Source organism: Novosphingobium sp. JCM 18896 (assembly GCF_025938095.1).
Lineage (GTDB): Bacteria > Pseudomonadota > Alphaproteobacteria > Sphingomonadales > Sphingomonadaceae > Novosphingobium.
Genome location: NZ_JAPCZF010000002.1, coordinates 561604 through 580221 on the forward strand (window position 1 = coordinate 561604; position 18618 = coordinate 580221).

Sequence of the window (18618 nt, forward strand, 5' to 3'; positions counted from 1 at the left end):
CTATCCCTCGACGAGGCGCCAATGGCGCAGGATCGTGCCCGCGGGAACGCCCGGCGTGACGACCACGCGTCGCAGCCCGGCATGGGCATGGACGTGCCCCGCGGCCGTCGCGATCGCACAGTGAATCTGCCCGGGCCCGGCGTGCAGCAGCATGACGTCACCCGATGCGACCGATCCAACGGCGGGCACGAGCCCACCCGCTGCAGCCAAAGCATCGACATCGCGCGGGATCGGCGCCCGCAGCGCATAACCGGTCGGCAGAACCAGCTTCCGGCCACAGCCAGCAAAGGCCGCCGTGAGCACGCCGAGGCAGTCGAGTCCCGTGGCCGGATCCCGGCCATGCAATCGGAACCTTGCGCCCACGAGCGCTTCGGCAGCGCGTGCGAGATCTTCACCGGTCATGTCGCCGGCACCGGATAGCGCGTGAGCAGGTCGTTGCCCGGCAGGAACGGCTCGCCCTGGAAATTGACGGCATTGGCGAAGCGCGTCGCGCAGGTGTCGAGCGTATGATCGCAGCCCTCGCGCGCGATCGCCCGCTGGCCAGCGGCCATCCCGGCGGGCAGCGGCATGTCGAGCACGAGCCCCGCCGCACCGGCCTGCATCACCGTCGTGGCCAGGCCCGCCAGCGGCCCGTCGAGCCAGCGCAGCAGGCCGCCGACCAGGTCACCCGGCGCAGCCTCGGTCGCGAGAGTCACGGCATTGGCATCGGCATTCCAGCCCGCCAGCACCGCTTCGTGCGTGAAAGCCACGGCCGAGAGATTGCACCCGCGCCCGCAGAACACGGCGCGGCACGACGGGCTCGTGCGCGGCAGGTCATCGGCCGAGAGCAGCGCCTTGCGCGAGGTGAGCTCGGCGGTGAAGCGCCCGTCCTCCTCGACCACGCCGCCCAGGGTGCCGCGATAGAGGAAAGTCCGCTCGCCGCCGTCCCAGTCGACCAGGCCCATGCGCAGCTCGGCGCCATCGAACCGCCCCGCGGCGAGATCGGCGCCCGAAATCGCGTCATGGCTGAGCGCGCCTTCGACCTCGGCGCTGTCGGCATCGAGCCCGGCCGAGCGGCGCACGGCCGAAGGCGTCATGCCCGGCGCCGCGCGGTGCAGCACGCCGTCGAACCACAGGTCACGGTCATGGCTGGTGAAGCCCAGCGCCACCCCGTCGCGCCGCAGCACGCGCCAGAAAGTCGCCGCGGTATCGAGCTGCTGCGCGAACCAGGTGCGGGTCATGACGCCTCGCGCAGTTCGACCAGCGGCACGGCCGGCGCCTCGCCCGCGGCGAAGGCCGCGCCCGAGACCTGCAACCGGTCCTCGGCGAAGCGCACGGGCACGTCGAACAGGAAGCCCGCGCGCACTTCGGCACCGGCGGCCGGCGCCAGATCGAAGGTCACCACCCCGCCCTCTGCCAGAGTCCAGCCGCTCGCACGCAGCACACCGCCGACGCTGACCAGTACGGTGTCGAAGCGCGGCCGCGTGATCCGGCGGACCTGCTCGGCGCTCTCGTTGCCATAGCGCTTGACCAGCGCAAAGGCCGATCGCGTGCCGTCACCGATGCCCAGCAGCTGATCTGCCATGGTCGGCGCGCCGCTCATGCCGTTCGAGCTGTAGTCCGACGGATCGCGCAGACGGAACCCGCGCGCCGCGCCGCGCCGGGCGCGGAAGAAGGCGATCAGCACGCCGAGCTCGCTTTCCGAGCGGAGCCCCGGCCCGACGTCGAAGCGCAGCCGCGCGTCGGACCAGAGACTGTTGCGCCGCTCGTGCCCAGAAGCCGTGACCGCGACCGAGGTCGAGAATTCGGGCGCGATCGTGGCATCGATGCCCAGCGCCAGCGGATAGAGCACGTCGTCGAAAGCCTGCATGGCGTCATCCTCGGAAGCGGGTGCGGGCAGCCGCACGTAACCGTCGCGGCAGACCTGCGGCAGCGCCCAGACGAAGACCTGGTGCGGATCGCGCGCCAGCGCCTCGTCGATGCCGGCGTCGATCCGCCGCCACAGGTCCGCCTGTTCGGGGAGCAGCACGAAGCCGGCGAAATAGTCCTGCTCACCCGGCGGATAGCCGAGCCGCGCGTTGACGAGATCGTAGGCCTGACGCCGCCGCGCATCGGCGCCCGCGGTCAGCCAGTCGTAGTCCTCCACCTGGAGCCGGTCGAAAGCCGGTGCCGCCCAGGCCAGCGGCAGGTTGGCGCGGCGCGCCTCGGGCGTGGCGGGGTCGAGCAGGGTCGGCGGGAAGACCAGTGCCAGCGCCTCGACCGGCTCGGGCGCAGCCGCTGCGCGCACGGCCGCGACGAGCGCCGCGGTCGATTCCGCCAGCACGGTGCCGGCCATGTCGAGCAGTGCTTGCTGCGCAGCATCGAGCGGCGCGCGCAGATCGGCGATCACCGGCGGGCTCATCCCCATTCTGGCCCCAAACGCCGCCACGGCGGCATCGTCGTAGAGGCAAATCCGCCCGTCGGCGAAGACCCACCACCAGGGCTCGCCGACCTGGAAACGCACGTCCACCCCGGCCGCGATCATCATTTCCGCATAGGCCGCGCCGACCTCGCGCAGCCAGGCCATGGCCTCGGCATTGGCCGGCGAGAGCAGCGCCGAGGGCGGATCCCAGCCCGTGCGCGACGGCGCGCCGTCATGCGCGCGCTGCTGCCAGGCTTCGGGGCAATGCTGCGCCAGGACTTCGTAGGACAGCGATGAAATCGGCGAGAAGCCCAGCCGCTTGCACTCGGCGAAGAAGGCCGCGTGCCAGGCGCGTGCCGGGGCGCAGAGCGGATCGCCGCCCCCACCCACCAGATAGCCCTCCTCGCTCGCCGTGAGCCGGAAATAATGGCTCATCCCGACATAGTGGACGACGCTGCCGCGGTAGCCGAGTTGGCGCATGTTGCGCAGCAATCGCGCCGGGCTCTGCGTGCCGTTGTCGTCGAAACCCGTGGCGATCGACAGCCCGTGCGGCGGCACCACGACGTCACCGATCTCGAGCATCGACCGGTGCCCGGTGCAGCGCATCTCGGTCAGTTCGATCCAGCCCTCGACCGCCGCGGCCAAAGGCGCGCTACTCGACCAGTCGAAATCGGGCGCGACCAGCGAGACGAACAGCCGGTCGATGTCGGCGGGCCAGACCGGATCGGCCTCGGCCGGATGAAGGAAACCGCCGGCGAGGTTCGCGAAATCGAGCGTGATCCGCGCGTCCTCGGGCACCCCTTGCGCATAGTTCCACAGCCGCACGTACCAGGTGCGCGGATTGCCCGCGGCGTCGCGGCCCTCGATCGTCAGGGTCGGGCCATTGATCGCGGGCAGCGGAATGATCCCGCCCGAGCGCCAGCGGAACGACAGGGTGGTGCGCGAATAGTCGCGGTCGGTCTCGTAGGCGAGCAGCGGATGGTCGAGCCGGTCGCGGCTCTCCCAGATGAGCCCGGCGAGATCGGCCTTGCGCAGGAACATGGCATCGACGCGCAGCGCATCGGGCGCCGTGGTGACGATCGATGCGGTCATCGGCCGCGGGAAGTTCACCGTCCAGAAGCGCGGATCGAACCGCTGGATGACATCGGAATGCTGACCCTCGCGGGTCTTGGCGAGCCAGAAGGCCATGGAAATCTCCCTGCATCCTCCCCGGCACGGGGAGGGGGACCGCCCGAAGGGTGGTGGAGGGGGCTCTCGGCGAAGGCCGTGCGCTGCGGAGAGCCCCCTCCGTCAACCGCTGCGCGGCTGCCACCTCCCCGTACCGGGGAGGATCAGGCCAGCGCCCGCCGCACCGCGCTCGCGACCTGGCGGGCCGAGCGCTGCAATGCCTGCGGCGCGGCGGCCGGGCTCGATCCGGTGACCGCGATCGACACGCGTACGTCGCGCGGGCGACCCGCACCGCCCGGCTCGATCCGCCCGGCCGAAGTCGGCACGAACAGTTCGGGCCCGCGCTCGCCCACCAGATAGCCGCGACCCGGCGCGACCGGTCCGCCCGTGGCGCGGCCCGGCAGGCCGAGGATCGAACCGAGCAGCCCGCCCAGTCCCGATACCGCAGCGCCAAGCGGATCGCCGCCGGTGTTGCGCCCGCCCGCAAACAGCCCGCGCACCGCCTGCGCGGCGATGTCCTCGATCACCTGCAGCGCCATACGGCGAAGATCCTCGAAGCCCAGGCTGCCGCGCCGGATCGCACCGAGCAGGCCGCGTTCGAGCACGCCGCCCGCGCGTTCGAAGCCCGCGACGAGAGTGCCGTCGAACTGCGCGCGCATCGCCGCGACATCTTGCGCGAAACCCTGGGTGCTCGCGCGCACGTCGACGAGCAGCGTATCAACCGGATCGTCCATCTATCCGCTCCATCATCTGTGCCAGGGCGGCGCGATCGAGCCCGACTTCGCCCTGCGGGTTCAACACGGCGGCAAGTTCGGCCGGGGTCGCCGCCCAGAATTCCGGCGGGCGCCAGCCAAGCAGCCGCGCAGCGAGCGCGTAGAGCCGCAGCGCCGCCGCCGCGAAACTCTCGCTCATTCGCGGCCCTGGAGAATCTGCGCGAGCAACATGCGCAAGGGCGCGGCACAGGCGGCGAGGCCCTGCGCCGCCACCGCCTCACCCACGGCTTCGCGCGACACCGTGTCGCGGTCGGCCAGGCAGTGCCAGAACAGCGCGACCATCTCTGCGAGCCGCAGCTCTCCCGCGGCCGCGCGTTCGACCAGCGCGAACAGCGGGCCGAGTTCCTCCTCGGCCGCGACCAGTGCGGTGAAGCTCGGTCGCAGCAGGTGCGGCGCGCCGGCGATCGTCAGCGCGGCTTCGCCCCGCAGCGGGTTCGACGTCATGCCGGCAACACCTGGCCCGAGCTTTCGAGCTGGAGCGTGTAATTGCGCTCGCCGTTGAAATCGCCCGAATAGTCGAGCCGCTGGAGCAGGAACTTGCCGCGCAGCTTCTCGCCGTCCTCGAACGACAGCTCGTAGTCGTCGAGCGTTCCCGCGAGCGCATTGGCGCGCAGCCTGGCCTCGGCCGCCGAACCGAGGAAAATCCCCGCCGCGCCGACCGAGACCGCGCGCACGCCCGCGCCCGAGAGCAGCTCGCGCCAGCCCTGGCTGCCCTTGTGCGTGACGACGACGGCGTCGCCGGTCACCGACATCTGCGTCGTGCGCAGCCCGGCGACGGTCTGGTAGGCGGGCGGCACGGCGCCGTCCGAGATCTTGAGGAGGAAGGCGGCGCCTTTCTGGGCGGTCATGGCTGGGCTCCTGTGGTTGGGTTTCAGTCCGCGAGCAGGCGGAAGCGGTATTCGAGCAGGATCGCGCGGCGGCTCTCGCCCTGCTGTTCCACGCGGGCGCGGAGGAACTGCGCGGTGACGACGGTGAAACCGGGCTGGTCGCGCGGCAGGGCGGCGATCCGCGCCTCGATCGCGGCGACGAGATCGCCGGCGGCATCGGGCCTGTCGCCGCGGGCGTGGAGTTCGAGCGCGAGGCGAACCTCGCGGCCCAGGGCGGTCTTGCACGACCAGTCGGCGCTGGCGCTGGTGGCGATCGCCAGCCAGGGCAAAGCGGCGCGCACGGGCATCTCCTCGCTGACGCCGTTGAGCGCGGCGAGCGCGGGATCGGCGCGCAGCCAGGCGAGCAGCGCGGCGCGCAGGGGGACTTCCATCGCTCAGTCCTTTCCGAAAAGCGGCCAGAGCAGGCCGGCGCGGCGCCAGCGGCGCGGATCGTCGCGGCGGGCGAGTTCGCGCTGCGCCGCGAGCGCGCGGGCCTTGGCCAGCAAGCGGGCCGCCAGACGATCGAAGGCCCGATCGAAATCGCTCATGCCAACCGCATCCGCCGCCACGGGCGCCACAGCGCCGCGACCGCCGCGGGTGGCAAAGGCGCGGCCTCGGCGCCGTCGCGGGCACGGTGCTGGTGCGCGGCGAGACGCATGACGCCATGGCGCAGACCATCGGGCAGGCCGTCCCAGGCGGGAGCCAGGCCGGCGGTGAAGCGCACCGCGATGCGCTCGGCCGCGACCGGCGCGAAGACCCGCACCCGCGCGCCGCCGTCGGCCTCGAGTTCGAGGGCATAGGCCTCGGCCGGCAACGCAAAGCGCGCGCCGCTGGCGGGAACGCCGTAGAGCGCGGTGACCGCCTGGACCGGCCGCGTCGCGAGCGCTTGCCAGTCGCGCGACAGCGGCAGGATCTCTTCGCAGCTCGCGGCGATCGGCATCTGGCCAGTGAAGGCCTCGCAGGTCTCGAGCGCGGTGCCGAGCAGCGCGGCCAGCGGTGCATCGTCCGCCGGCGTGGTCACGCCGAGCCATTGCTTGAGTTCGGCCAGCGCCGCCGAGGCCAGCGCCGGGGGCGTGACGAATGTCCGCTGCATGGGGGATTCCTTTGCGAAGGATCCTCCCCTGCAAGGGGAGGGGGACCGCCGAAGGCGGTGGAGGGGTGTCCCGGCCAGCGGTGACACCCCTCCGTCAGCGCTCTGCGCTGCCTCCAAAGGGGGAGGATCTAGGGCGTCAGGCCGAGATCTTGAGCAGCTTGATCGCGTCGCTGTCGAGCACCTGCCCGCCCACGCGCTTGGTCGCGTAGAAGTGGACGAAGGGCTTGTTGGTGAAGGGATCGCGCAAGATCGTCGTCGCGTTGCGCTCGGCGATCAGATAGCCGGCCTGGAAGTTGCCGAAGGCGATCGGGAAAGTGCCCGCGGCGACGTCGGGCATGTCCGCGGCCTCGACCACCGGGTAGCCGAGCAGCCGGTCGGGCTGGCCCTGGGCGATGCCCGGCTGCCAGAGAAAGGCGCCGTGCGCGTCCTTGAGCTTGCGCACCGAGGCCAGGGTCGTGGCGTTCATCACCCAGGTCGCGTTCTGGCGATGCGCGGCCTTGAGCTGGTGGACCAGGTCGATCAGCTTGAGATCGGGCGCGGCATCGAAGCCCGAGGCATTGCCGCTGGCGAGGAACTGCAAGGTGCCGAAAGCGCGGACGCCGTCGGCCGTCGCCGCGGTCGGCGCGGCGAGGAAGCCCTTGGGCTGGTTGGTGCCGCTGCCCGAGACGAAGGCCTGGCCTTCGGCACGCGCGAACTCGGTGGCGATCTCGCCGGCCAGCCAGGATTCGAGATCGAAGGCCGCGTCGTCGAGCATGGTCTGGCTGACCGCGGGATTGGCGTAGAGCTCGCCCGCGGGCGGGACGATCTCGGCGAAGGCCGGGGTCGCGGTCTCGGGCCGCGCGGCGGTCTCGCTGACCCAGCCGGCGGCGGTGCCGCTGGTCGTGATCAGCTTGCGATAGCCGGCCGTGCCGGTCTGGACGACCTGGGCGATCGACCGGATCGGACTGATGTTGCGCAGCCGCGCGGCGATCGCCGCGTCGATCTCGCGCGGGACGGCATAGCCGCCATCGGCCAGCACCGAACCCGACAGCGACTTGATCTCGCTCTCGCGCCCCTGGCGCAGATAGCCGTCGACGAAGCCTTTGACCTCGGGGCTGGCGATACCACCGCCGTCGAGCGCCGGACGCCCAGCAGCACGGGCGACGCGGTCGAGCCGCGACTTCACCTCCTCGACATCGGTGCTGAGCCGGTCGATCGCCTCGTCGGCGGCGTCCTGGCGTGCGACGAGATCGAACGAGGCGTCGAGCGCCCCGTCCTGTACCGGGTAATCCATGGCATTATCCCTTTCCTGGTTGGAACTTAGGCGATCAGATGGACGCGCGCGGCGTGCTGCATCGGGTGGGTGACGAGGCTGACCTCGAACAGGTCGATGCCGGTCAGCTCGCGTCCCTTGACGTCACGACGGAAGTCGCGCGCGCGGTAGCCGAAGCTCAGCCCGTCGATCGCGCCCCGGCGCAGGGCCAGCGCGGCGCGGCCTTCGGGATCGTCGAGCCGCGCGATCACGCGCAACCCGCGCGCATCCTCGACCGCGCGCTCGATCCAGCCGACCCTCTGGTCCGGTCGATGCTGCCAGCACAGCGGCAAACGCTCACGCCGCTCGGCGAGACTGCGCGCGAAGGCGCCGGGCCGAATGACGTCACGCCCCGCGTCGCGCCGATCGAACAGCGCCGCATATCCGGCGAAGCGCATCACTTGAGCAGGTCCGCCACGCCGAGCCGATAGGCGATGCTCAGCAGCAGCAGCGCCAGGAAGCCGCGCACGGTCCATTCGACCGCGGCCTTCCAGGCGCTGGCCTTGGCGTCGCGCCAGGCGCGTAGCAGCTGGCGCAACTCGCCGAGATCGCGCGAGGCCTTCTCGTCGTCGAGCCCGAGCCCGGCCAGCATGCGCTTGGCGCCGAGCTCGCTGGCTTCCTCGACCACAGCGCGCAGGGTGACGAAATCGGCCCCCTCGCTCGCCGCCTGGGCGACGAGCTGGGCCAGCATGTCCTGGGAAGTCATCTACAGTTCCTTGAAGATTCTCCCCTGCAAGGGGAGGGGGACCGCTCGCGCAGCGAGTGGTGGAGGGGTTTCGTGCTAACGAGGGGGGACACCCCTCCGTCACGCGCTTCGCGCGCGCCACCTCCCCTTGCAGGGGAGGATCCATCGGGTGTTTCCAGCCCCAACATCGCCCGCTTCTCGGCATCGCTGAGGAAATCGGCGGCGCTGACCTGGGCCCACAGCCGCTCGCGGTCCTCGGCCAAGGCCGGCACGCGATCGAGATCGATCGCCAGCGCCGCTTTCGGAAACCACAGCGCCAGCCCCTCGCCCAGCGCGGCGAAGATCTTCGCGGCCAGCGGCAGAAGGGTCAGCCGCCACAGCGCGCGGTTGGCCTCCCGGTAATTGGCATAGGTCGAATCGCCGGGCAGCCCGAGCAGCATCGGCGGCACCCCGAAAGCCAGCGCGATGTCGCGCGCCGCCGCGGCCTTGAGCGTCGCGAAGTCCATGTCGGCGGGCGACAGGCTCAGCGCCTGCCACGACAGCCCGCCTTCGAGCAGCATCGGCCGTCCGGCGTTGGCGGGGCCGGAAAACGCCGCGGTCAGCTCGGCCTTGAGCCGGTCGAACTGGTCGCTGGTCAGCCCAGCACCCTCGCCGTTCTCGTAGACCAGCGCGCCCGAGGGCCGCGCCGCGTTCTCGAGCAGCTCGCGGTTCCAGCGCGCCGCGGCATTGTGGATCGCCACCGCCTGGTGCGCGGCGGAGAGACAACCGGCGCCGTAGTGATCGTCGGCCGGATGGAAATGGCGGATATGGATGAGGTTCGGCGCGGCATCCTCGGCCTCGAGCGGGATCGTCAGCGCCTTCTCGCCGACGCGGTAGGCAAAGGCCGTGGGCCAGCCGTCGGGGCCTGCCACCACCTGCATACGCTCGGGGCGCAAGGCGAACAGCTCGACCGGCCGGCCGCGCGCGTCCTTCATCACCTGGACATAGGCATTGCCGTGCAGCAGCAGATGCGAGGCCAAGGTCTCGAGCAGCGCCTGCCCCGCGCTGGTGGCGCTGACCAGCCTGGCCATCGCCGGCTCGCTCGGTAGCAGTGGCGCGCCGCCGATGCCTTCGGCCACCAGCCGCACCGCACGCTGCGCCACCGGATTGTCGAGATAGGCCTGCTTGACCGCCGAGGGATAGTCGTAGGTCAGCGCCTGCGCCGCATACCACGGCGAGACGAAGGAGCGCGCCAGCGGCACGCGCTCCCCCCCGCCCTTGAAGGCGGCGGCGAGCGACTGGAGGAAGGACATGGGACACCTTTCGCTTTGGGCGAGGGGTTGCGTGCGGTGCTTCGACAAGCTCAGCACGAGCGGGTTCGGGGTAATCGGCAATACGCAAGGCCCGCTCGTCCTGAGCTCGTCGAAGGACGTTCGCGCTAGGCCAGCAGCTAGGTCATCAGCACCCGCGGCTCGGCACTACGGCCGAGCATCAGTTCGGTCAGGGCCCAGACCAGCGCGTCGGCGCGATCGGGCGAGCGGCCGGGGCCCTGGTAGGGTCCGCCGGCGACGAGCCCGCACAATTCGTCCTCGAGCGCCGCGAACACCCCGGCATGGCGCACGCGCCCGACCTCGTAGAGCGCCGCGACCGGCTCGGCGCGCGCTGCCTTGCCGCGGCTGGCGTGGACCAGTCGCAGCGGTAGCATGACGTCGGCGGCGCGCAGCACGGAGGCGACCATGGCACCGCCCTGGTTGGCCTCGGCCACGACGCGGTCGGCGCGCCAGCGCCGCGCCGCGCGCGCGACCGCCTTGGCCCAGCGCTCGGGACTGGCCCCGGCGACCGAGGCATCGGCGAGCACGCGGCCCACGCCATCCTCGCCCAGCGCCGCGACGACGATGCCGCAGGCGTCGCCGCCGACCGAAGCCGGTGGATCGACCCCGACCACCACGCGCAGCGCGGGTACCGAAGCCTCGGCCTCACGGCACTCCTCGATCAACGCGCGCGTCCACAGCGCGCCGGGCAGGTCCTCGATCAGTTCACCGTCGAGCTCCTGCCGGCCGAGCAGGGTCTTCGCATAGGTCTTGCGCATCGCGCGCAGGAAGCGATCGGGCAGGTTGCCGCCATTTTCCTCGGTCCTGCCGCCGCGCCGCTCGACGCCATCCTCGCTCAGAATCCGCCGAACCAGGGCTACGGCGCGCGGGGTGGTGGTGGCGAGTACCCGCGGATTCTCGCCGAGCCGCAGCCCGAGCAGCAGGTTGTCCCAGGCCGCGATCGCGCGACCACCCGCGTTTTGCCACTTGGCCACTTCATCGCACCAGGCGTGGCTATGCTGCGCGCCTCTGAGGCCTTCGGGTTCGCCGGCCGAAAACAGCATGGCCTGCGCGCCCGAAGGCCAGGTCAGTCGCCGCAGCGAAGGTTCGAACTCGGGCCTGCGCCATGGCGGCGAGCAGGCGAGGATACCACTCTCGCCCTCGACCATGACGCTGCGCGCTTCCCCTAGCGAGGCGGCGACGAGGGCAATGCGCGCGTGCGGATCGGCCTCGGCCACACTGCGGACCCATTCCGCACCGGCGCGGGTCTTGCCAAAGCCGCGACCCGCAAGAATGAGCCAGACCCGCCAATCGCCCTCGGGCGGCAATTGCGAATCGCGGGCACGCAGTTGCCAGTCATAGGGAACCTCGTCGCGCTCCGGCTCCGACAGCCGCTTCATCAGGTGCGTGACGTGCCGCGGCTTGGCCTCGGCCAGCCACAGGTTGCGATCAACGATCGTCATCGTCGGGCACATCGCCGAGACGTTCGGCCACCAGCTTGTCGGCCAGAACGAGCGCCCGCATCTCGGCGATCTTGCGATCGATCGAGGCGCGCACCGTGGCGGCATCGACATTGGCGCGGCGAGCCTTCTCGCGCGCCACCGTGTCACGATGCTGTTGCAGCACGCGCATCGCCGCCAGCGGGTTGAACTTGGGCCCGCCCTGGATCTCGCCGGTGCGCAGATGATGGAGCAGTTCCATCTCCAGATTGTCGTATCCGGCAGCGAGGGCTTCCATCCAGCGATCGTAGAACCGCCGATCGCGGCGGCGCAGGTCGTAGACGGCGGCACGGGTAACCCCGGCATGAGCGCAAGCGGCGGCCACGTTCGAGGTTTCGGCAAGTTTCGCAAAGAACGGTTCGCGCCAGCGGTTGCTGAGCTTGCCCGTCGTTGAGGCCGCGGCATCGGCCTCAGCATCACGCAGGGGCTTGCGCGCGACACGCTTCGAACGTGCCGGAGTCAAATCATCGGTCATGGATATGTCTCGAAGAACGGCGAAGCGGTCCGACCCGAAGGCGACTCGCTTCATCGCGATGTTCCCGTTATGTACCGAATGAGCGTGACGATGTCAAGCAGAAATAACCCATTTGGTTATTGCCCCCGGAATCGCGCCCGTCTAAACGGCAATCCTCCCCGGTACGGGGAGGGGGACCGCGACGCCGGAGGCGGCGTGGTGGAGGGGGCTATCGTCCCAACGCTTCGGCGAAAGGGTGTGCCCGACCGGCAGCCCCCCTCCACCGCCGCTTCGCGACGGTCCCCCTCCCCGTAGCGGGGAGGATGACTGACGCCGGAGATCCCCATGCTGCGCCGCCTCTACGACTGGACCATGGCCAAGGCCGCGCATCCCCACGCCGAGTGGTGGCTCGCGCTGTTCGCTTTCGTCGAGGCCAGCTTCTTCCCGATCCCGCCGCATCCGCTGCTCGGGCTGATGTGCCTGGCCGAGCCGAAGAAGGCGATCCGCTTCGCGGTGATCGCGACGCTCGCCTCGGTGATGGGCGGCATGCTCGGCTATGCGATCGGCTATTTCGTCTACGAGAGCGTCGGCACGCAGATGCTGACGGCGCTGGGCCTCGCCAAGAGCTTCCCGCAGGCGGCCTGCTATCTGCGCGAATACGGCGCCGAGATCATCATGATCAAGGGCGCCACGCCGATCCCGTTCAAGCTGCTGACGATCACCGCGGGCTTCATCGCCATGCCGCTGCTGACCTTCGTCGGTGCCAGCCTGGTGTCGCGCTCGATCAGCTTCATGATCGTCGGCGTGCTGTTCCGCCTGTTCGGCGCGCCGATCAAGGCCTTCATCGACAAGTACCTGGGTCTCGCCACGGCGGGCTTCGCGGTGGCCGTGGTCGCGGGCTTCGTCGCGGTGGTCATGCTCAGCGGCGGCGGCGAAGAGACCAGCGCGAAGTGCAAACAGGCGCCGGCGATCGTCGCGACGGCACGATAACGGCCGCCAGCCAAAATCGTCATCCCGGCGAAAGCCGGGACCTTTGGCCGACGCGTCTCCGAGCCCTCAGAACAGCCCGAGAGAGGTCCCGGCTTTCGCCGGGATGACGTCTGTCGGCTATTGCCGCTGCTGACGGCGGCCGCCCCAGCCCCGATCGCTCGAACCCTGGCCGCCGGCATCCGGACCGCGCGGCCGGCCCTGCCAGCCCTGTGTCGCGGTGCCCGACTGTTGGCGTTGCTGACGCTGCGCCTGCCAGGCTTCGCGGCGTTGCTGGCGAGCCTCGTCGGTCAGGCCCTGGCCCGACTGCCGGCGCTGCGCCTGCCACGCCTCACGGCGCTGCTGGCGGGCCTCGTTGGTCAGACCCTGGCCCGACTGCTGGCGGCGCGCCTGCCAGGCCTCGCGGCGCTGCTGGCGAGCCTCGTCGGTCAGCCCCTGACCCGAAGGTTGGCGCTGGCCGCGCCAGGCCGAACCGCCATCCCGACGGAAGCCGCTCCAGTTCTCGCGCACCGAGCGATTGCCGCGGCGGCCTTCCCAATAGGCGCGCTGGCGATCGTTCCAGCGGTGGCGGCCACCGCCGCGATCGTAGATGTAATAGCCCGCGCCCGGATAGTAGAAGTCGTCGTACCAGCCCCAATAGGGATCGCCGTAATAGCCTCCCCCACCATAGCCGGTGCCGTAGCCGAGGCTCACGCCGCCATAGCCGTAATCGTCGGTGACGCAGCCCGAGAGGCCGAATGCGGAAGCGGCGAGAAGCGCCGCGTAGAGGCGAGTCTTCATGATGATCTTTCTCTCACAGACCCGATGAACCGGGGCCGAACATGAAGCAAACGCTTGGAATGTCGCGATAGTTGCGGGGCTCAGCCGACCGCCTGAGTCAGCGCCTCGGCCTCGTGCCGCAGCCGCTCGCCCACTTCGGGACGCCGCGCCGCGGTCAGGCGCTCGGCTGGCCCCGTCAGCACCAGTGCACCCGCGGGCACGCCCTGGCGCGAGACGATCGCCGAGGCCATGGCCACGGCGCTCGGCGCGACCTCGCCATCGTTGACCGCGAAGCCGCGCGCCAGGGTCGCGCGGAACTCCTCGCGCATCGCCGCGGTGACGTCCCGGCCGAGCAGGCGCGCCTGTTCGGGTTCGGGCAAGTGGGGCAGGATCGCGCGCGCGGTCGCCGTGCCCTCGACCAGCACGACCATGCCGACGGGCTGGGCCATGCGCAGCAGGTGCTCGCTCTCGATCGCGTCGATGACGACGAACTGATCGCCGTCGGGCACGGTCAGATAGGCGGTCTCGCCGGTCTCGCTGCGCAGCCGCTCAAGCGCGGGCCGCGCGCGCTGGCGCAGGCTGTCGGTCGAATGCGGCGGCCGCGCGATCGTCAGCACGTGCGGGGTCAGCTCCCATTGCCCCGACGCGCCGACCGCGGCGCGGATCCAGCCGGCGTCGGCCAGGGTCATCAGGTCGCGCTGCACCGCCGACTTGTCGGCCTCGAGCACGCGCGCCAGGGCGCTCACGCCGATCGGCTGGCTCGCCGCGATCTCCTCGAACACCTTGAGCACGCGCGAGGCGCTGGAACTCCGCTTGACCGCCATGCCCATCCCTGCAATGTTACTATTCGATAAATCATATTACATTGTAATACGAATAGCGCAAGCGGAGAGATGGGGCGATGGCACGGATCGATGTCGACGGGCTGGAGATCGACTACGAACTGATCGGTGACGAGGGCGCCCCGCCGCTGATGCTGACCCCGGGCGGTCGCTATCCGCGCGATACCGCGGGCGTACCCGAGCTGGCCAGGATTTTCGCCGACAACGGCTATCGCGTGCTGATGTGGGACCGCCCGGGCTGCGGTGCCTCGGACATCGCCTTCACCGCGCCCAGCGAATCGGTGATGAACGCGGAGGCCGGCGCCGGCCTGATCCGCGCGCTCGATCTGAAGGACATCACCCTCGTCGGCGGCTCGGCCGGATCGCGCATCTCGCTGATGATCGGCACGCGCATGCCCGAGAACGTCAAGAAGATCGCGGTCTGGTGGCTGTCGGGCGGGGCGATCGGCCTGGCCGGGCTCGCCTGGTTCTACTGCGGCGACCAGGTCGCGGCCTGCTCGAAGGGCGGCATGGAAGCCGTCGCCGCACTGCCGAGCTGGGCCGACCAGACCGCGCGCAACCCACGCATCCGCGACATCCTGCTGCGCCAGGATCCCGATACCTACATCGACACGATGCAGAAGTGGGCCGCGGCCTTCAACTATCGCGACGACACGCCGATGCCGGGCCTGACCGAGGCCGATTTCGCCAAGCTGACGATGCCGATCCTCGTCTTCCGCAGCGGCAAGAGCGACATGGCGCACACGCGCCGCACCAGCGAATGGGTCAACGAACTGCTGCCCAATTCGACCTTCCGCGAGCCGCCCTGGGGCGACCAGGAGTGGAACTACGTCTCGACCTTCCCGATGGACCCGGCCAACCGCCGCGGCCGCTTCGAACGCTGGCCGCTGATCGCACCCGACGTGCTGGAGTTCCTCAAGGGCTAGCCCTGGCGATCGCATCGCCCCCACGGAAAACCGCTGCCCACTTTTCCGCGCGATGCGCTGACGATAGGTTCCGGCGAAACCGCACGAAGGGAGAGGACACGATGGACGCCGCACTCGAGGCCAAGCTGCGCGAACTCGTCGATCGCCAGGAGATCCACCAGGTCATGCTCCGCTACGCGCGCGGGCTCGACCGGCTCGACCGCGCGCTGGTCCGCTCGTGCTACTGGGACGATGCGATCGAGGACCACGGCAACTACGTCGGCCGGCCCGACGACTTCATCGACTGGGCCGACGGCACGACCCTGGCCCACCTGTCGACCCAGCACGGCATCCTCAACCACTATTGCGAGCTCGACGGCGATGACGCCTATGCCGAGACCTATTACCAGTTCACCGGCGTGCGCGAGACCCCGCCGCACTTCGTCTCGACCGGCCGCTACGTCGATCATTTCCAGAAGCGCAACGGCGAATGGCGGATCGCCAACCGCGTCTGCATCATCGAGGGCAAGTTCGACGTGTCCGACGCGGCGATGAACGCGCTGATCCCGCCGGCCTACACCGCCGAAGAGCCCAGCCAGGCCACGCGCGACGGCAACGACGTGTCCTATCACCGCCCCCCCGTGCCGCGGCGGCCCAAGGCGCTCGCCTGAGACGAAGTCGCCAAGTCGCGGGTCGCCAAGTCGCAGCCCCCTTGCGGAACCCTGCGCCATATGGCGCATTGCTCCCCGAACGAACCCATGCTGTCTGGTCAGGCCGGGCAGCGTCGGGCGATAGAACGAGGGAGTACGTCATGAAGCTATACCTCCTGCCGGGGGCGTTGCTCTGCGTCGCGCTGGCCGGCTGCGGCGGCACGCCCGACAGCCCCGGCGCCAAGGCCGCACACGAGCGCCACGAGAATTTCGAGGCGATCGGCAAGGCCTTCAAGACGATCGGCGACGAACTCAAGAAGGACGCCCCCGACCTCGCCGCGATCAAGGCCCAGACCACCAAGATCAACGGCTTCGCCCCGCAGGTGAAGGACTGGTTCCCCGCCGGCTCGAGTCCGAAGGACGGCGTCAAGACCGATGCGCTCGCGGCGATCTGGGAACAGCCCGACGAATTCGGCAAGGCCTCCGCACGCTTCACCGAGGCGGCCGCTGCGCTCGACGCCGCGGCACAGTCGGGCGATCTCGCCGCCGTCCGCGGCGCCACGGGCCCGCTCGGCGCCGCCTGCAAGGGCTGCCACGAGCGCTTCCGCGAAAAGGATTGATCCCACTTCCCAAGCGGGAGCGTAGCGGGCTTTCGTTCTAACCCTAGCGTTTGAACCCGCTGCGCCGCCTGCCTTACCTTGTGCCCCGCACAACGGAGCATGGGGCATGGCAGCAGGCGCGGCGAGGCCGCGGATCGTCATCTACGGTCTGGGCCAGTACGGCACGATGATCGCGCGGCTCGCCGCCGATCGCGGCTGGCCGATCGTCGCCGCCTTCAACCGCGCCGGCCCCAAGGTCGGCCAGGATCTCGGCCGCGTCGCCGGGCTCGGCCGCGATCTCGGCATCGTGGTCCAGGACGCCGAGACCGGCGACTACGCGAACCTCGCTGCCGACATCGGCGTCGTTACCCATCGCGACCTGCTCAGCGCCAACATGCCCGCCTATCGCCGGCTGATGGGCGCGGGGCTCAACGTGGCCTGCCACGGCGTCCAGTCCTACCTGCCGCAGAGCAACGATCCGGCGCTCGCCGCCGAGATCGAGGCGCTGGCCCAGGCCAACGGCGTCAGCTTCACCGGCTGCGGCATCTGGGACATGTCGCGGATCTGGGCGGGGATCCTCGCCGCCGGCCCCTGTACCGAGATCACGTCGATCCACATCGCCAGCCTCACCGATCCCGAGGGCCAGTGCAATTCGATCGAGCAGATCCAGCAATACTGCATCAGCCTGCCGGTCGAGACTTTCCACGAACGCGGCATCGCCACCAACGCCGCGGCGCTGGCCAAGAAGACCATCCCCGAAATGGTGCTGCGCGCGCTCGGCTATACCGTGCTCGAATCCACGGCGACGATCGAACCCGTGGTCTACGACGTGCCGGTGAAGAGCAAGTTCGCCCCCGGCGGCTGGTTCGAGCCCGGCCTGGTCATGGGCGTGCGCTTCCACTGCACGACCACGACTGCCGAGGGCGTGACCGGCACCGGCCTGATCGATCAGCGCCTGTTCCTGCCCGGCGACGTCGAGCACATGTTCTGGGAGGTCGCCGGCACCCCGCGCAACCGCCTGCGGGTCGAACGGCTCGATTCCGCGCAGGCCACCGCGGGCAATCTGTTCAACCGCATCCCCGACGTGATCGCCGCGCGCCCCGGCATCGTTCCCGTCTACGAACTGGGACCGCTGCGTTCGAGCGCCGTGGCCTGGCCGAAGATCGCGACATGAGCGGCCACCCGCTGTCGCTGACCGTCGAGCAGCTCATGGCCCGCGCGCGCGAAGTGGCGGGCATGGACCTGATCGACGAAGCGGTGATCGAACCGCTGTCGGTGCTGGTCAAAGCGCTCAACACCGAGGCCCGGCTCGATGCCGAGGGCGCGCGCGCCTACGAGGCGAAGTTCGTCCGCCTGCTGGCCAATCGCCTGCGGATGCAGCGCGATTTCCTGGTCCATCCAGAGATCGCCGAGCAGGAAATCGCCGGCCCGCTCGTGGTCATGGGCGTCGCCCGCTCGGGCACGACCAAGCTGCAGAAAGTGCTCGCCGCCTCGGGCGATTTCAATTTCCTGACCTTCTGGCAGAACTTCAACTGGGCCTCAGTCACCGGCCGGCCCGGCGAGCCGGTCGACAGCCGCATCGCCGAGGCCGAGGCCTTCTGTCGCTGGTACGACGACCGCTCGCCCGAGACCAAGCTCGGCCACCAGTTCGAAGCGCTCGAGCCCGAGGAGGAAGGCCCGCTCAGCGAAGGCTGCTTCGTCGCACCCTCGTTCATCGGTTATGCCGAGATGCCCAGCTACGCCGCCTGGATGGGTGCGCGGCCGCGGACGATCTTCTTCGAGTTCCTGCGCGACGTGCTCAAGTACCTGCAATGGCAGGGGCTGGCCGAGCCCGGCCGGCCCTGGCTGCTCAAGTCGCCGAACTACAACGGGCAGGAACTCGCCTTGCGCCGGGTCTTTCCCGAAGCGCGCTTCGTCATGGCGCACCGCTCGCCGATCGAGACCATGGCCTCGATGTGCAAGCTGCTGCGCTGCTTTCGCCAGGCCTATGGCAGCCCCGAGGTCGACAACCGCGCGATCGTCGAGGGCAACTATCGCGGCATGGACGCGCATCTGGCCAACCGCGCAGCGCATCCCGAGCTGCCGATCCTCGACCTGCGATTCGAAGACGTGGTCGCCGACCTGCCGCGCGCGATCGAACGGATCTACGACCACGCCGGCCTGCCACTGGATGCGGCATCGCGCGAAAGCATGCTCGCCTGGAACGCCGCCAACCGCATGCACAAGCTGGGGGCGTTCCCGTATTCGCTCGCCGATGCGGGGCTGAACGAGCCCGACATCCGCGAGAGGATGTCGGGCTACTTCGACCTGCTCGGCAGGCTGGAGCACAAGGCCCAACGCTGACGCCTGCCCCCCTACTTCGTCATTGCGAGCCGCGAA

The 18618-nt window shown here is 70.1% G+C and carries 24 protein-coding genes; 6 read left to right on the forward strand and 18 right to left on the reverse strand.

The window, feature by feature from the left end:
* The 16 genes from OLX23_RS08560 to OLX23_RS08635 form a co-directional block, all read right to left on the reverse strand.
* Positions 1-402, reverse strand: coding sequence for a peptidoglycan endopeptidase (locus OLX23_RS08560; protein WP_264444423.1), 402 nt, complete (start codon positions 400-402; stop codon positions 1-3).
* The gene (locus OLX23_RS08565) at positions 399-1220 is read right to left on the reverse strand and encodes a DUF2163 domain-containing protein (protein WP_264444424.1); all 822 of its coding nucleotides are present in this window, start codon (positions 1218-1220) and stop codon (positions 399-401) included. The genes OLX23_RS08560 and OLX23_RS08565 overlap by 4 nt, the downstream gene beginning before the upstream one ends.
* Positions 1217-3568: a DUF2460 domain-containing protein gene (locus tag OLX23_RS08570; RefSeq protein WP_264444425.1), complete on the reverse strand. Its 2352-nt coding sequence runs from the start codon at positions 3566-3568 to the stop codon at positions 1217-1219. The genes OLX23_RS08565 and OLX23_RS08570 overlap by 4 nt, the downstream gene beginning before the upstream one ends.
* A 143-nt stretch (positions 3569-3711) precedes the next feature.
* The gene (locus OLX23_RS08575; protein ID WP_264444426.1) at positions 3712-4281 is read right to left on the reverse strand and encodes a tail tape measure protein; all 570 of its coding nucleotides are present in this window, start codon (positions 4279-4281) and stop codon (positions 3712-3714) included.
* A complete protein-coding gene (locus tag OLX23_RS08580) occupies positions 4265-4459 on the reverse strand; it encodes a phage tail assembly chaperone (protein ID WP_264444427.1) in 195 nt (64 codons plus the stop codon). Before OLX23_RS08580 ends, OLX23_RS08575 begins: the two co-directional genes overlap by 17 nt.
* Positions 4456-4764, reverse strand: a complete 309-nt coding sequence (locus OLX23_RS08585) for a gene transfer agent family protein (RefSeq protein ID WP_264444429.1) — start codon at positions 4762-4764, stop codon at positions 4456-4458. The genes OLX23_RS08580 and OLX23_RS08585 overlap by 4 nt, the downstream gene beginning before the upstream one ends.
* Positions 4761-5168: a phage tail protein gene (locus OLX23_RS08590; RefSeq protein ID WP_264444431.1), complete on the reverse strand. Its 408-nt coding sequence runs from the start codon at positions 5166-5168 to the stop codon at positions 4761-4763. The genes OLX23_RS08585 and OLX23_RS08590 overlap by 4 nt, the downstream gene beginning before the upstream one ends.
* A 23-nt stretch (positions 5169-5191) precedes the next feature.
* Positions 5192-5578 carry a DUF3168 domain-containing protein gene (locus OLX23_RS08595; RefSeq protein WP_264444432.1) on the reverse strand — a complete coding sequence of 129 codons (387 nt, stop codon included), beginning with the start codon at positions 5576-5578 and terminating at the stop codon, positions 5192-5194.
* A 3-nt stretch (positions 5579-5581) separates the two neighbouring features.
* Complete coding sequence (locus tag OLX23_RS08600) at positions 5582-5734, reverse strand: hypothetical protein (RefSeq protein WP_264444433.1); 153 nt, start codon at positions 5732-5734, stop codon at positions 5582-5584.
* The gene (locus OLX23_RS08605; protein WP_264444435.1) at positions 5731-6279 is read right to left on the reverse strand and encodes a head-tail connector protein; all 549 of its coding nucleotides are present in this window, start codon (positions 6277-6279) and stop codon (positions 5731-5733) included. The genes OLX23_RS08600 and OLX23_RS08605 overlap by 4 nt, the downstream gene beginning before the upstream one ends.
* 136 nt (positions 6280-6415) lie before the next feature.
* Complete coding sequence (locus OLX23_RS08610; RefSeq protein ID WP_264444437.1) at positions 6416-7552, reverse strand: phage major capsid protein; 1137 nt, start codon at positions 7550-7552, stop codon at positions 6416-6418.
* 26 nt (positions 7553-7578) lie between these two features.
* Positions 7579-7968 carry an HK97 family phage prohead protease gene (locus OLX23_RS08615; RefSeq protein ID WP_264444439.1) on the reverse strand — a complete coding sequence of 130 codons (390 nt, stop codon included), beginning with the start codon at positions 7966-7968 and terminating at the stop codon, positions 7579-7581.
* Positions 7968-8276: a DUF6127 family protein gene (locus OLX23_RS08620; RefSeq protein ID WP_264444440.1), complete on the reverse strand. Its 309-nt coding sequence runs from the start codon at positions 8274-8276 to the stop codon at positions 7968-7970. Before OLX23_RS08620 ends, OLX23_RS08615 begins: the two co-directional genes overlap by 1 nt.
* Complete coding sequence (locus tag OLX23_RS08625; RefSeq protein WP_264444441.1) at positions 8273-9547, reverse strand: phage portal protein; 1275 nt, start codon at positions 9545-9547, stop codon at positions 8273-8275. Before OLX23_RS08625 ends, OLX23_RS08620 begins: the two co-directional genes overlap by 4 nt.
* Positions 9548-9684: 137 nt before the next feature.
* Entirely contained in the window at positions 9685-11007 is a 1323-nt protein-coding gene (locus tag OLX23_RS08630; RefSeq protein ID WP_264444442.1) for a DNA-packaging protein, read from the reverse strand.
* Positions 10994-11518: a hypothetical protein gene (locus OLX23_RS08635; protein WP_264444443.1), complete on the reverse strand. Its 525-nt coding sequence runs from the start codon at positions 11516-11518 to the stop codon at positions 10994-10996. The genes OLX23_RS08630 and OLX23_RS08635 overlap by 14 nt, the downstream gene beginning before the upstream one ends.
* A 324-nt stretch (positions 11519-11842) precedes the next feature.
* Between OLX23_RS08635 and OLX23_RS08640 the strand changes: the two genes are divergently transcribed.
* On the forward strand, positions 11843-12487 hold the full coding sequence (locus OLX23_RS08640; RefSeq protein WP_264444444.1) for a YqaA family protein: 645 nt from the start codon (positions 11843-11845) through the stop codon (positions 12485-12487).
* Between the two features lie 117 nt (positions 12488-12604).
* Here OLX23_RS08640 and OLX23_RS08645 read toward each other — a convergent pair whose 3' ends face one another.
* A complete protein-coding gene (locus OLX23_RS08645) occupies positions 12605-13264 on the reverse strand; it encodes a peptidase (protein ID WP_264444446.1) in 660 nt (219 codons plus the stop codon).
* An 80-nt stretch (positions 13265-13344) separates the two neighbouring features.
* Positions 13345-14067, reverse strand: coding sequence for an IclR family transcriptional regulator (locus OLX23_RS08650; RefSeq protein WP_264444447.1), 723 nt, complete (start codon positions 14065-14067; stop codon positions 13345-13347).
* A gap of 77 nt (positions 14068-14144) precedes the next feature.
* Here OLX23_RS08650 and OLX23_RS08655 point away from each other — a divergent pair, with 77 nt between their 5' ends.
* The 5 genes from OLX23_RS08655 (at position 14145) to OLX23_RS08675 (ending at position 18582) form a co-directional block, all read left to right on the forward strand.
* The gene (locus OLX23_RS08655) at positions 14145-15011 is read left to right on the forward strand and encodes an alpha/beta fold hydrolase (protein ID WP_264444449.1); all 867 of its coding nucleotides are present in this window, start codon (positions 14145-14147) and stop codon (positions 15009-15011) included.
* A 101-nt stretch (positions 15012-15112) separates the two neighbouring features.
* Complete coding sequence (locus tag OLX23_RS08660) at positions 15113-15661, forward strand: nuclear transport factor 2 family protein (protein WP_264444450.1); 549 nt, start codon at positions 15113-15115, stop codon at positions 15659-15661.
* 140 nt (positions 15662-15801) lie between these two features.
* Positions 15802-16260 carry a c-type cytochrome gene (locus OLX23_RS08665; RefSeq protein WP_264444452.1) on the forward strand — a complete coding sequence of 153 codons (459 nt, stop codon included), beginning with the start codon at positions 15802-15804 and terminating at the stop codon, positions 16258-16260.
* A gap of 106 nt (positions 16261-16366) precedes the next feature.
* A complete protein-coding gene (locus OLX23_RS08670; RefSeq protein ID WP_264444453.1) occupies positions 16367-17413 on the forward strand; it encodes a hypothetical protein in 1047 nt (348 codons plus the stop codon).
* Positions 17410-18582 carry a sulfotransferase family protein gene (locus OLX23_RS08675; protein ID WP_264444455.1) on the forward strand — a complete coding sequence of 391 codons (1173 nt, stop codon included), beginning with the start codon at positions 17410-17412 and terminating at the stop codon, positions 18580-18582. Before OLX23_RS08670 ends, OLX23_RS08675 begins: the two co-directional genes overlap by 4 nt.
* The last annotated feature ends 36 nt before the right edge of the window (positions 18583-18618 follow it).